Genomic DNA, 14,435 nt, shown 5'->3' with positions numbered 1-14,435 from the left:
GAATTTTCCTGTAAGGACCAATAGGCATCAAAAACTCATTTAATGCTCATTAAAATGATTCATCAATTCGCTTAACTTTTGGCAGAGCCTGTCATATAATGCTGGAATACTAAGTTTATAAGGCATCCAAATGTAAATAATTATTAATTGTATTTATAACAATAATTACGAACAAAAGGCATTCGTTGAATCGGCGGAAAGGCAAATTAAAAGCTGTGCTATTGTAATAAACCCTGATAAAATGCCACTTTATCCCCTGAATATTGAGGCTTTACCCCCTTTTCAATTCCTACTTTTTAAAAGAAATTTAGGACAACCATATAAACACGGATTTTCATCCTCCGACATTACGTATAGCCATTTTTAATGGCTAATTAATTACTGACGGTTACATGCCGCAGTGATTGACAGTTAATTATCGGCAGAAAATCTATTGTTCAAAACATCTGCCATGATAATATTTGATTTGAGCCCGAATATGCATTCGGTCAGTTCACTGCCGACCGATATAATTCCCTTCATATTAACGCTGGGAAGGGCCCCGCCGTAATTAAAAATTAAAACCGATTGATCAAAAGAGCTACTTATTTAACACCTGATATAAAATTATGAGAAAAAATTTAACTACCGGGGCATTATGCTGCCTGTTAGCCCTGGCCATGGGCTGTTCTAAAAACCCTATTCAAAAAGGCGCTGACCTATCAGGCCAGAAATTTGGAAAACAATCATTTGCCCTTTCAACTACCAATACAAACGGTTTCAGGGGTATAAACTGGGCCGACCCTAACGGAAACGAGGGAGATGGGAGGGTTGTATTGCCCAGTGGTATGACAACATCGCTTACCGCTACACAGGCTGCTACGTTGGCCACTAATATATCCAGTGCCGTTAAAACAAGCGGCGGCACCACCATCAGGATGCCGATAAACCCCTGGACTGCCTCAAGCTCAACTTATTGGCCGGTTTACCAGGCTGCAATTAACGCGGTTGTGGCAAACGGCTGTAAAGTAATACTTTGTTATTGGCCGGTTGGGGTACACCATGTACCTGATACTGCACAATGGCATACCATGTGGGCAACAGTAAATAATGTATATAAAAACAATACATCGGTATTATATGAACCTATCAACGAGCCGGTTGATTATTCAAGTACCGACCTGAACAACTTATATGCTGGTTTCTTAACCACTTACAGCCCGGCCGATGGAAAATGTATCCTTGATGGTACCGGGTATGCCGCCGACGTAACTGCAGTTGGTGCCGATTCAAGGTTAGCAAACCAGTATCTTGGACTGCATTGCTACTGGTGGTTCTGGGGCTCATACAATGTTTGGTCAAGCTACTATAATATCATGTCGGCCCGTACAGGTTCATACGCATCTCGTACTATAGTTACCGAGGTTGGTATTGAAACATTCAGGAACATGAGCTTCTGGTGGCAATGGGATACCGGCGTATATGTTGACCAGGCATTCCTGACCGGATCGCTTGCCTATGCCAAGGATAATTCAATGGGAACAATAGCATGGTCCGGAGTTAATGACATTGATACCTATCGCTGGTATACAGCAAATAATAACCTTACCGAGGTTAGCCCGGGTACTGCCAATATGTTCAGGTGGTCATGGAAACTTACTGCCTCACCTGTATGGATAGGGCCGGTAGCCGACGGGCGATATCAACTTCAAAACCGTGCATCGGGCCTTATGCTCGATAACCTGGGCAGTACAACCGATGGTGCAGCTGTAGCTCAATGGGCATCAGGAACAAGTAATAACCAAAAATGGAATATAAGCTACACTGCCGGTTATTATACTTTAAGTTGTGTTACCGGAAAAGAATGTCTTGATGTGGGTACTAATACCGCAGATGGATCAAATGTTTTACAATATGTAGTAGGCACGAGTACAAACCAACGTTGGTCGCTTGTTTCAACCGGAGATGGCTATTATAGGGTAATTAATCTTACCACAGGCAAATGCCTTGATACCGGAGGTTTAACTGCCAATGGATCAGCTGTACAGCAGTGGCCACAGGGTTCAAGTTATAACCAGCAATGGAAACTTATTGCTCAATAGAACATATTTAATTGCCAGGGTAAGCATTCCGCTTTAGTTTAGAAACACATTGTTGAAGGCCGTCTCAAGGACGGCCTTTTTACTTTTCAATCAATTCATAATTATAGAGATTCTAAATTCGTTAGGCTTTAAAAGCCGTTTCTTAAAATAATTTAAAAGCACATCCATCATATCTTAATGAGACTGTTTAAATTTTGTTTGAGAAGGTTTTACATAGAGCGGGATCACATTCGAAAGTCATTCCCTTTTAACCAGCCATACACTCTCCGATCTTTTACTAATAGGGCGTAGAATATTCAATAAGATACAAGATAGATGCATTATAAATGCATTTATAATGCGAAAACCCTCGATAGGTCGCCGTAACCGGCAGTCCTATCGAGGGTTGTAGTTAAAGAAGGGGGACAATCACATCATTTAATGACGTAATGTCCGGAAGCCCTAATAGCCCGGATTGTTAGGCAACAATTTTTTATTAATATCAATATCAGCTTGAGGAATCGGCCAAAGCCACCCCTTGCCAGCGTCAAATGTCCTGGTCTCTAACTTAACCTGGCTAAATTTCCAGGTAGATGGGCTTGCCGGGTTCTTTAGCAACGATTTGTCGTAACCATATACGTCATGAACAAGGGATTGATCTTTCCATCGTAACATATCTGCATATCGGGTGCCTTCCATAAAAAACTCTACCCTGCGTTCATGGCGCAAAACGGCACGTAATTGTGCCTGGCTTAAACCGGCTCCTTCCACACTTTCTACCGTTGGCATATTTACCCTTGCCCGAACCTGGTCAATGAGTCTATAGATTTCGGGTGCTGTACTTCCGGATTCAATCAAGGCTTCTGCACGGATCAGTAATACATCTGCATAACGCATCAGGATTGTATTTAAAGAGCAATTATTCGGGTCGGCAATACCAATTGCTGCGTATTTACGCGGACGGGCCCCTGACGGAACTACATCAGTGGCGGGGATGTAAGTAGTTGAACCCCACTGAGAGCCGGGCAACACCACTGAAGAAGCCAGTCTTGGGTCGCGATTAACATAAGGGTTTTGCGAATTGTATCCTGAAGCAGAGTTGGTTATCGGCAATCCATTGGTCATGTAATATGAATCGATCAGATCGGCGGTAACATTTGGTGTTGGCCAAACACTTAAAGATAAGGCAGATGAAGGCCAGGGCTGTGGCTGGGTGGTTGGGATATACTGAATATCAAAAATCACCTCACTGTTGTTCTCATGCGTTTCATCAAAAAGCAAGCTGTAATTTGGATATAAACTATAGGCTTTAAGATCGATAACATCCTGCGCAGCCTGTGCAGCATCGGCCCATTTTCCGTTGTACAAAAGCACTTTTGCTTTATAGGCCAGGGCAGCGCCCTTTGTTGCACGGCCCACGTCAGAACCCGAATAAGAGGTTGGCAGTGCCGCAGCCGCATCGGTAAGGTCAGTTACAACCTGGGTAAGTACAGTGGCTTTGGCTGTCCTGGAAACATAAGCGTCGGAAAGTGTTTGAACCTGAGTAACTAAAGGTACATCGCCGAAGTAAGCAATCAGATCAGCATAGGCATATCCACGTAAAAACTTTGCCTCTCCCGCCATCTGGCTTTTTACAGTGGCATCAATGCTTGCAGCAGCAACCTCCTTAAGGAACTCGTTGGCCCTTGAAATGATGGCGTAATCCTGCGTCCACTTAGCGTATGGGGCCCAACTGTTGGATGTTGTTTGCCATTCCCCCACTTCCTTCGAACCCTGCCACGCATCCTGGCAATAGGCATTATCCGATTCAAAATCAAACTGAAAAAATTGTGCCGGCGTTGCATTGGGCTGTAACGCATTGTAAATACCCACCAGGGCCATTTTTACCTGGGTTTCATTTTGGTAGAATGTTGATGGTGATAAGCGGTCATTTGGGGTCTTGTCCAACAGACCTTTCTTGCAGCTTGCAAGATTAATAACAGCTAATACGGTTAAGACTTTATATATACTTTTCATGATTTTATCATTTAGAAATTAACATTTACACCTGCAGTCATCACACGGACCTGAGGATACGCTTCGGCCCTTGTTTGGTCTGTAGTTTGTTCCGGGTCAAAGCCTTTGAATTTGGTAAACGTAAACGCGTTTTGCACATTGGCATAGATTCTCAAAGAGCTTAACCCGATCTTTTTAATAGCAGCCGGACTTAAGGTGTATCCTAATTCAATATTTTTTATCCTCAGATAGGATGCATTCTCTACATAAAAGGAAGAGTGAATATTGTTTCTAACCCCATCCAATGTAAGGCGCGGGTAAGTATTGGACGGATTTTGAGGCGTCCACCTGTTTAACCACCAGGTACCAAGGTTGGCAAAGCCGCTGAAAGGTGAAGCAATTTCATAATAGGTATAACCCTGCATGCCTTGTACGCCTTGTAAAAACGCCCCAAGGTCAAAACCTTTCCAGGCTACATTGAAGTTGAAAGCATACGTTACACTTGGAAACTGCTTCCCGATAACTTTACGGTCATGATTTTGGTCAACTATACCATCGCCATTAAGGTCGGCATATTTAATATCCCCCGGTTGTGCGTTGTAATCGCTTACTTTAACAACACCTGGTTTAAGTGTGTAAGTACGATTTGCGTAAGGGATGGACGCATCGCTATTGTTTTGCCATGTAAAGTCGGAAATTTGGTAGATACCAGTCATCTGGTATCCGTAGAACGAATTAATAGCGGAACCAACAACAATCGCCTTTGGAGATGTAAACTGCTGTGGCACGTTCATGGACAGGATATTGTTTACAATGTGCGAAACGTTCAAAGCTGTTCTTAATTTAATACCATTATCAAATGCCTTTTTATAGGAGATACCGAGCTCAAAGCCTTTGTTTTGTACTTCGCCTGCATTAGCCATTGGTGCCGACTGTGCGATTGTTAGTGGAATTGGCTGGGTCAACAGCAGGTTCTTAGTTCTTTTATCAAAATAATCTGCCGTAATCTCAATGTTATTATGAAGAGATATATCAAGGCCCAAATCCAATTGCTGAGCTGTTTCCCAGGTTAGGTCCTTGTTGGTCATCGCTGTAATAGCAACGCCAGAATAAAGTGTTCCGCCAAACGAGTAATTCTGACCAGAGCTCAGGATATCGCTGCCATTATAGTAATTGCTGATATTTTGATTACCTAAACGCCCCCAGGAAGCACGAACTTTCGCAAAATCAAGCCAGCTCAGGTTTTTCATAAAGCTTTCCTTCGATATTACCCACCCAGCTGAGAATGAAGGAAATGTACCCCACTGTTTGCCTTGTGCAAACCTGGAAGATCCGTCCCTCCTGATATTGGCTTCAAATAAATATTTTTCATCGAAAGCATAACTGAAACGGCCAAAGTATGAGCGAAGGCCAAGAGCATAGCTGCCGGCATTATTGGTCTGTGTAGCTGCATCGCCCAGGTTTAATACACGTTGTGTGTTGTTTACAAAATGTGCACGATAGCCGCTTTGCCAATCGTAGGTAAACTCCTCTTCACTGTAACCGCCTAATAAATTGAATGAATGATGGTTGATGGTTTTGTTATACTTTAGTAAACCTGTGAGTAACGAGTGACCGTCAATCTCGCTCGACGTAGTCAGATCGGAAGGTAATTGCGTAACCGTTCCGTTTTGATTTTGTAAGGTTACATTGGCATGAAAGGCATTGCCATTAGTGGAGATAACGTTATAACCGTAGGTAAGCTGCGCGCTTAAACCTGGCAGAATTTTATATTCAGCTTCGGCCTGTCCGCTAAAATTATAGCGTTTTGTAAGGTTTGTACTCCCTTCTTTAATTTCACCGTAATAGTTGCGTTCGCCGTTAACAGAAACCCAGTTGCCGTTGGCATCCTTAAGTGGATGTATTGGCGCTAAAGTTGCATACCATTCGGCGTTCCATAGGTCTGTCGGTTCATTTTTTATCCCCACGTTTCCAGATATATTGCCCGAAACACGGAGTTTTTTATCTTTTAGATGATAACTGTCAAGATTAAGGCGGAAGTCGGTTTTTTTATAATTGGTTGCAACCAATATACCGTCCTGATCCAAATGTCCCAGCATAAAGGAGTAGTTAACATTATCACTCCCCCCCGTTGCGCTTACCCGGTGATTTTGCATGTAAGCGTTACCGTAGTATACGTCGAAATAATTGATATCGGGGTATAATGGGTTGTTATGCGCCGCATATTTTTGTATTATCGAGTCGGGATATGTAGGAGGCGCGCCACTATTTATATCAGCCTCGTTATGCAGTGTAGTATATTGAACCGAGTTTAGTACTTTAGGTAGCCTTGTCGGGCTCTGAATACCTGCATATCCGCTGTAATTAACACGGACTTTGCCTGCAGATCCTCGTTTAGTAGTAATTAAAATAACGCCGTTTGCAGCACGGTTACCGTAAATAGCCGATGATGCCGCGTCTTTAAGCACCGAAATTGATTGAACATCATTAGGGTTTACATCGCCGATTGCCCCGGGGAAACCGTCAACTAATACTAATGGGGAATTATCTCCAAAAGTTCCAACGCCGCGGATATCTATGACTGTATTATCATCTCCCGGTTTACCCGAACTTTGCAGTGCAAAAACACCGGAAACTGTACCTTGCAATGCCTGGCTGGTATTTGTTAAGGGTCTGCTTTCCAGGTCCTGCGTATTTACAATACCTACAGATCCTGTTAGGTTTTCTTTCTTCTGCGTTCCGTAACCTACTACCACCACATCATTTAGGGTTTTCATCGATGGTTTAAGCTTTATCGCAATATCAGTTTTACCGTTAACTGCAATTTCAACTTTCTCATAAGAAATATAAGTTACAACCAACACCGCATTTTCGGGCACATTGCTTAGTTGAAAGTTGCCTTTTACATCAGTTAGTGCACCTTTAACAGTACCTTTAATACTGATAGATACACCGACCAGCGGTTGACCATCGCCGGCATCGACAACAGATCCTTTTACCGTGATAGCCGCTTTATCAGAAGTTACATTGGCTATTACCTGCCTGCTGTTGTGCATTACTAAATTGGGGGTCGACGCGTTAGCACCAATTGGCAATATCAGCAATGCCAAAGCTTTAAATGTGGTGCGAAAACCCTGGGAATACAAATAATTTGAAATAAGTAATTTTCGTTTCATAATTGGGTTATTAATAATTTAGATTTTTGGGTATTGACAAAAGACAGTTATGTAAACGCTGTTGGCATGTCAGACACCAACAACCGAAAGGCATAATTTAAATGAAGCTTTCAGGGTTAACAATAAAGGACAATTGCCCGGGCAGTATTTATCCCGACATTTCTCGAGATCGTTTTCAGTTAAGATGCATGCGGCTTCTCTTTCCAGGGAGCATGCGCTGCGTTCGGTTTTTTTTCATCATGGGTTTTAATTAACAGTATAATTGGTTGCACGAATAGTCATCTCTGAATGACCATTCGGGAGATGCAAAGTCTTTGAAAAACACAGAAAACAAAAGGGGCTAACCAGCAAAAAAGAGGGGACAAAAGGGGAGTTTTTAGTTGAAAAAGCACTTAGTGGATAAATCACAGCATATTGCTCGAGGGAGGCAATCATCTAATGAGAAAGCGTTTTGTAGCCCTTATAGTCTTCAATTGCCACCGGTTTCGCCATTCAGTTTGCATACCTGGCAACTGGGCAATGTAAGGCCAGCAGTTAAATGAACTGTACTTCCTGTAGCAATGATCGCGTTGAGTTACACTGTACCAGGGATTAAAGGCTTTGATTGGTGGCGCCAAGCTGAAAATAGCCAGTACATATAAAGCTAAAGCCAGGTCAGCATCAACTATGCGGACGGGCGGAAGATCGCGCCAAAGGGTACAATGGAAGCGTTGCCAGTGGAAGACGGCATCGTATCCCGTCTTGGAAGATCGATGGAGGACATACTATTACACAAAGTTATTCGGTAAATACCGCTGCTAATGCCATCAGGCTTTGGGTGATAAGTACTGCTATTACCGGGGCCTCACAAAGCTCGATTTATCCGACCGGAAGTCCTGCGGTGGGCATACAGGCGGTGCATTTGTTTCAGCAAAAAAAGAAGTGATTAAAAATATACCTTTTACGTTATAAAGAACGTTAATGCCCTGAATAATACGATTGGGGGCGACCTGCGATACTCAGAAAATTGCCAACCTGTTGCCGGGAGTGAACCTCAGGCGGAAGGTTAAGCAGCACTCTGAAGTGACCTTTCTGAATGCAAATTCAGATTAGTGCCCAGCCCAGATTTCCTGAACCTCCTCCAACGATTTTCCTTTGGTTTCGGGAACCATTTTATACACAATCAGTAAAGAAAAAAAGCAACACGCCGCAAAGAACCAGAAGGTGACCGCCGGCCCGATTGAATTTAAAAACATAGGGGTTAGCTGCCCTACGATTGTATCTGCCACCCACATGGTCATGATGCTTAAGCCTAAAGCCCGACCTCGGATCCTTGTTGGATAAATTTCGGATGCGATAACGAATTTTAACGGTCCTATCGAGAATGCGAAACAAGCTAAAAATAGGATGATGCTAACAACTAATGCAATGCCGGTTGTAGCACCTGTATAAAAGCAAACGCCGGTAAAAATAAGGCAAACTGTGGCACCTAAAGCACCAGCTATATATAAGGGCCTGCGCCCCATCTTATCAACTTTCCAAATAGCTATTAGCGTAAAAGCAAAGTTAGCAATGCCAAATATGATTTGGCTAAGCAGGGCATTGCTGATATTGATGCCTGCATCGCTCAATATTCTGGGGCCATAATAAATAACGGCGTTAATACCACTGAACTGAGAGAACAGCGGCAGTAGCAAGCCAATTAGGAATGGTTTACGCATAGCTGGTGCAAATATCTCGCGGTAGGTGCCTATGTCACGGCTTTGGGTGTTCTTTATCAGTGTTACGTCTTTTAGAGCCGTTGCATAGTCGGTTACTTTTGAGAGGACGGCAATGCCATCGTCGGTTTTTCCGTTTTGAATAAGCCAGCGTGGGCTTTCGGGTACAAAGCACAGGCCAACAAAAAACAGCAGGGCAGGGATGGCGCCCAGGCCAAGCATGCTGCGCCAAACTTCTTTAACCATCACCAGATCGATAATTGTACTTAAGCTATTGCTCTTATGGTGTAATGAAAAATTAAGTAAACCGGCATTGGTAAGGTAAGCTACAAGAATGCCAGCGGTGATAGCCAGTTGATAAAAAGTTACCAGGCGGCCGCGTATCCGTGCCGGGGCAATTTCTGATATGTACAGCGGTGCCACAATTGATGCTACGCCAACACCCATACCGCCCAGCATCCGGGCTAAGATAAGCAGGGTAAAGCCCGATGACAAGGCCGAACCCAGGGCAGAAAGTAAGAAAAGCACCGCCGATAACATCAGCATTTTTTTACGGCCTACCCGGTCGCTTAAGTCCCCCGAAAAAGCTACACCGATAATACACCCGATAAGTGCCGACGATACGAACCAGCCTTCGGTAGCGGCCGATAGCGCGAATTGGCTTTTTACAAACGGGAGCACACCCGAAATAACTGCCATATCAAAACCAAAAAGCAGGCCGCCTAAGGTAGCTATAAGGGTTACAGCGGTTAAAAACAGGGCGGAGGTTTTGGTTTCCGGCGATAGTTTTTGTTTCATGGCGCTTTTATTTTTCGATGCGTACAGTGATTATTCCTTTTGCCGAAATCTTAAAATTGTTATCAAGTGCGGCCACCTTTTCTTCGGTTAGATTGCTTTTCCAGACCTTTATCGTCGTTTTTGCTTTCGGAGTGATGCTCACTTCACTATCGCCGGTGCTCACTATCTGCGCAATAACGCCATTGCCATCATCGGCAGGTTTTAAGGATTCTACATAGATCTGCTTACCACCGATATTAAAAAACAGTTCGTCATCCTGATTATCCGAAGCGGAAACTACTAATGGCTGATGATTATTAAGGCCAAACCGGTTGGCATCAAAACTATCGTATCCTAAGGCGTGTGAACGGAAGATATAACGGAAGGTGGCCGGCCCTTTTTCCTGCTCGGCGCGGAAATTGGTATGCCATAAGTTGTTCATTACCCACGAATAAATCTTTGGTGACTGTGCCGTGAATGTTAACCACTGCGGCGCGTGATGCAAACCACCAAGCAAATCGGCAGTTGTGATCTTGCCTATCTCAAACAAAGGCGCATCCGGACTTGACCAGGTAATACCGAACGCCGAGTTTGATACATCAACCCAGCGCTGCATGGTAAACCAATTTTTATTGGCGTTAGGGAGTTGGTCGGCTTCGGCAGCAGCACTTCCCCATGGAATACTATAACGTACCTGCGCACCTGGAACACTAAACGGAAACGCGAAGTGAACGCTCTCTTTAGAGCGAATACTTTCCTTATCAATGGTATTGATCAGCTCAATTTTATCAAGCCCGTTAACCAGCCTTATTTCGCGGGTCAAGCCATAGGCTCCGGGCGCTTTTGAGGTAACCAAAAGGCTCACCACCAATGGCCCATCTTCTTTAATGCTAATGATGGCGTCGGTACTTGTTTGTTGCCGCTGCAGCGAATCGCCGGGCATATAAATGTATTTGTTAAAGCCGGTGCTATCCACCAATACCTGTTTTTTGCCACCCTCGATCTTTACTAGTTTGCTTATATCGCCGGTTTTACTGTCAATTGTGACAGTGTAGATGCCGTTAGCCAAGCCGTTTAACGAAATGACAGCTTTGCTCTTTGCAAAAGCTTTACCACGGTTAATGGTGTAAGTTTTTTTACCAAACGCCGGTACCCCGGTGGCTACAAAAGCCAGCTCGCCCGAGCTTAAGCGTTGCGATGGGATTGCATTGCCTGTTGCATCCTTAACCAGGTCGCCCGCTTTGCTTAAACCGGCCGGTACATAAACAACATCGGTACGCGGCCATGACAGGGTGTTGTAAACGTCTACTTTATTTGCTGCTGCGGTTTTTATAGCCAATATCAAATTGCTGAGCGAATCGGTTTGTTTTTGGGCGCTTAGTGCATAGCCTTTTTTAATAGTCCACTCGCTTTTAACTTTTGCATCTTCGGGGTCATCAACGCTGTTATATGCGCCCCAGGTATGTTCATTGTAAAGCAGCAGGTTTTTCCAGGTGTCATCAAAATCATTAACAGGGTAGCCTGGTTTATTACGGATGGCCCAGAGGGCCGATGCCTGTTTCAGCTTATCAGATGTTTGGCGGCTGATGGCTGTTTCTTTCGCGGCTGACGACACGCCGTCCGTCCAGTACTCAGTATAATCGCCGGTGAAAGACGGGATTTTGTCTTGATATTGTTTCTCAAAATCCTGGAAAAATTGTTTTACCGAGGTGATCACCAGTTTGGGCGAGGCAAAATGCTCGTTCCAGCTTTTAACAGCATCGGGAAGTTCAGGATCGATAGGAGCATTATCGCTCATAGCCCAGGTTAACAACGACATGTTATACGGAAAGTTATTTTGTTCAAGGCCGCCGAGATATTGGAAAAGGTGCGGATTTAGAAAATTATCCGATGGGTGACCAGTATAAAAAGGTTTAGGATCGTCTATAGTAAAAAAATTAGGGATCCTGGTTCCTTTTAGCGCATAGCCTATCGAGTAAGGCTGGCATTGCCAGAACAGTAGTTTTTGTTTACCCGATGGGGAAATCCAATAGAATGGTTTATCCTGCCATTTGGCAAGGTTGCCTATCCTGTCGGATGCGTTTGGGCCTGATAAAAAATATTTGATCCCGGTTTGTTCACTTTGCGCAGCAAGGCCCCAACTGGCGCCCGGCACATCGCCCTGGAACATGGTATGGATCTCAACCTCATTCGCCTTAGCCAGTTTTTGAGATTTGGCGAACATTTGCATCAACTGGTAGGAGTCTGTCATGCTGGTGTTGATATTACCGTAAGCGCCATCCAAATTGATCCATCCTTTTTTCACCGCGTCCCAAAAGCGCTCTTTTTTAGCTTCACCTGCCGCTTTCAGGTAATTATCAACTACCCAAATGGCTTCTGTTGTCCATTTATAGTGGGCTTCCACTGGGTAATTGGCCGTTTTTTTAGCCAGATCAATAGCCTCATCAATATTATCCATGTGAAGCTTCAAAACCTTTGCCTGTGTGTTGGTGTAACCGATATCTACATGCGAGTGAGGGAGGATATACATGGTCCAGTTGTTACGGGCCGGTTCAACAATGCAGCGGGCCATATAGGTTTGCCCGCCGGAATTTAAGGTAACAGTAACCTGTGCTGCCGAAGTTATTGGCGAGCCGGGAAGCGGAAGCTCAAATACATCAGTACCCTCTTTACTGGCCGGTATTATAACATGATCGGTTATGCCATTGAAGGAAACGGTGACCTCTGTGGCTGCGAAGCTTTTACCTTCATGAAATAGTAGCCGGGCCATTCTGCGGGACTGTCCCTGGTAATTGATATAGGCTATTGTTGGTTGCAGGGTGATTCCATTAAAATGCTTACCACCTGTTTGCGCCATTGCTGATGTGCATATGAAAATGAATGCCGACAGGATGGAAAAAATCTTATTCATAACTTAGAAGGTTTTAAGAGGATGCGTTTTTGAGTTTGATTAAGCAGAAATATTAACAACATTCGTCTTTAACAAAAGCTTTGATAACCTTAGCCCTTGTTTTGCCCGTATTTTTAAGTGTATAGCTTTTAACCGCGGCCGGAATAATAAAGGTTTCGGCATAATGAATAACCTGTTCACGGCCGTTAGTGATCACCGCAATGCTTTCGCCCTCAACCAGGCTCAATACATGGCATTGGTTATTGGTATCTTCAGTTATCTCGGTATCAAACTCAAAGCGCTCAATGGCGTAAAAGTGTTCAGGATGAGTTGATAGGTTAATGATTTCCCAGTCATGGCCTTTTTTTAAGGTGGTTTGTTTGGAGATGAGGGTTTCCGTCACTACATCACCTTTCCTTTCGAAATTGAGGTTTTCAAAGGCCCGGTCGATATTCAGCGTTCGTGGATTTCCACTTAAATCGGGGCGGAGCCAGTCGTACATTTTAAAGGTAAAGATGTACGGCGTGGCGCTGATCTCCAGTACCATATTATTTTTGCCCGAGCAATGTACCGTACCATTCGGGATCAGGAACAAGTCGTGCCTTGTTGCCGGGAAGGTTTGTACGTAGTCTTTGATCTCTACCGGTTCGTTTTGCTCAAAACTGTTCTCTAAAATACTCCTGAATTGTTGTTTATTGATATTTTCCTGGAAACCAAGGTAAACTTCGGCGCCTGGTTTTGCATCGAGGATATAATAAGTTTCATCCTGTGTAAAATCTTCGCCGAAGTTATTTTTAATATATTCAACAGAAGGGTGGCATTGTAATGAAAGGTTGCCGCCGTCAAAAGTATCCAAAAAATCAAACCGGATAGGAAAGGCATCGCCAAACCTGGCTGCCGCTTTGCCTAAAATGGCTTCGTTATCCAGTAACAGCAAGGTATCCAACGATACCTCTAACATATTGTTGCCACTTTGCAACAGGATGCCGTTTTCCGGGGCGATAAGTTCAAATGACCAGGCATAGTTTACAACATCTTTGTTCAGCCCATTGATGTTGTTTTTAATCCATTGGCCTCCCCAAACCCCGGGCTCAAACCATGGCCTGGCCCTAAACATGTGGCTGGACATGGTTTTAAGTCCGTTTCTTAACGCATCGCCAGTTGTCCACGATATTTCATTGATCCTTTGCTCATCGATGATTGCATCTATCGCAGGCAAAAGCTGTTTTTTATGCTTGTTGAGTACTGGCCAATCTATAAAGTAAAAACGTTTGTATTGATTTTTGGGATCGGCAGGCTGCTTTTCGCCAAGGTTGCAAATTGCGTTGGCCCTTGACCGGAACTGGATCTCATTTTTAGGAACATCGATATATAGCAATGTACATTTCCATCCCGCAAGAGCGGCACCCGCACCATACAATATGTTTAATTTGTTTGGTTCGGGTTTAAGACTTTTGAGCTTCTCGACATCAAAAAAATCGCTCAGCTGTCCATTGTATAGCTTACCAAATAACGGGTCATCGCCACCATCGTAATTAGCGGTTATTTCATGAATAATGCTTTCCGGTTTTAATGTTTTATTTACGTTAATCCAATTGGCCTGGATGCCTAAAGCGGCAAATTCATCGTTCAGACAGCAGATAAGTACATCCCAATATACGCCCGAATAGCCATCTATAACAATATCATGGTTGCATGTAACGATCCAATTGGCTAAAGTTTTATAGCCGGTATATATTGGCCCGGCAATGTCGAAAGTGGGGTAAATGTCATACTCCTGCCTTTTCGCAGCTTTCTTCAAATCCGGAAGCAGAAACTGTTTGGTGTTCCTCATTGTTTC

At 43.9% G+C, this 14,435-nt stretch carries 6 protein-coding genes; 1 reads left to right on the top strand and 5 read right to left on the bottom strand.

The features are described 5' to 3' along the window. Positions 1-608 precede the first annotated feature (608 nt). Positions 609-2,081: an RICIN domain-containing protein gene (locus BLS28_RS17180; RefSeq protein ID WP_091170008.1), complete on the top strand. Its 1,473-nt coding sequence runs from the start codon at positions 609-611 to the stop codon at positions 2,079-2,081. 441 nt (positions 2,082-2,522) lie between these two features. Here the strand turns inward: BLS28_RS17180 and BLS28_RS17175 are convergent, their stop codons facing one another. The 5 genes from BLS28_RS17175 to BLS28_RS17155 all read right to left on the bottom strand — a co-directional run bounded on the left by BLS28_RS17175 (position 2,523) and on the right by BLS28_RS17155 (position 14,429). Then, on the bottom strand, positions 2,523-4,076 hold the full coding sequence (locus tag BLS28_RS17175; protein ID WP_091170006.1) for a RagB/SusD family nutrient uptake outer membrane protein: 1,554 nt from the start codon (positions 4,074-4,076) through the stop codon (positions 2,523-2,525). Between the two features lie 11 nt (positions 4,077-4,087). Next, entirely contained in the window at positions 4,088-7,231 is a 3,144-nt protein-coding gene (locus BLS28_RS17170) for a SusC/RagA family TonB-linked outer membrane protein (RefSeq protein WP_091170004.1), read from the bottom strand. 1,088 nt (positions 7,232-8,319) lie between these two features. Beyond that, positions 8,320-9,726 carry a sugar porter family MFS transporter gene (locus tag BLS28_RS17165; RefSeq protein ID WP_091170000.1) on the bottom strand — a complete coding sequence of 469 codons (1,407 nt, stop codon included), beginning with the start codon at positions 9,724-9,726 and terminating at the stop codon, positions 8,320-8,322. A 7-nt stretch (positions 9,727-9,733) separates the two neighbouring features. Beyond that, positions 9,734-12,616, bottom strand: a complete 2,883-nt coding sequence (locus BLS28_RS17160; RefSeq protein ID WP_091169996.1) for a glycoside hydrolase family 38 N-terminal domain-containing protein — start codon at positions 12,614-12,616, stop codon at positions 9,734-9,736. A 52-nt stretch (positions 12,617-12,668) separates the two neighbouring features. Continuing rightward, positions 12,669-14,429: a class I mannose-6-phosphate isomerase gene (locus BLS28_RS17155; RefSeq protein ID WP_091170320.1), complete on the bottom strand. Its 1,761-nt coding sequence runs from the start codon at positions 14,427-14,429 to the stop codon at positions 12,669-12,671. Positions 14,430-14,435: the final 6 nt, after the last annotated feature.

This window comes from Mucilaginibacter gossypii (genome assembly GCF_900100945.1).
GTDB classification, from domain to species: domain Bacteria; phylum Bacteroidota; class Bacteroidia; order Sphingobacteriales; family Sphingobacteriaceae; genus Mucilaginibacter; species Mucilaginibacter gossypii.
The sequence above is the reverse complement of the archived record's forward strand: the minus strand, read 5'-3'. Positions and strand labels throughout refer to the sequence as shown.

What these genes read in the sequence shown, in the direction of transcription:
- BLS28_RS17180 (WP_091170008.1), top strand. Translation starts at nt 609, where the DNA reads ATGAGAAAAAATTTAACTACCGGGGCATTATGCTGCCTGTTAGCCCTG.
- BLS28_RS17175 (WP_091170006.1), bottom strand. Translation starts at nt 4,076, where the DNA reads ATGAAAAGTATATATAAAGTCTTAACCGTATTAGCTGTTATTAATCTT.
- BLS28_RS17170 (WP_091170004.1), bottom strand. Translation starts at nt 7,231, where the DNA reads ATGAAACGAAAATTACTTATTTCAAATTATTTGTATTCCCAGGGTTTT.
- BLS28_RS17165 (WP_091170000.1), bottom strand. Translation starts at nt 9,726, where the DNA reads ATGAAACAAAAACTATCGCCGGAAACCAAAACCTCCGCCCTGTTTTTA.
- BLS28_RS17160 (WP_091169996.1), bottom strand. Translation starts at nt 12,616, where the DNA reads ATGAATAAGATTTTTTCCATCCTGTCGGCATTCATTTTCATATGCACA.
- BLS28_RS17155 (WP_091170320.1), bottom strand. Translation starts at nt 14,429, where the DNA reads ATGAGGAACACCAAACAGTTTCTGCTTCCGGATTTGAAGAAAGCTGCG.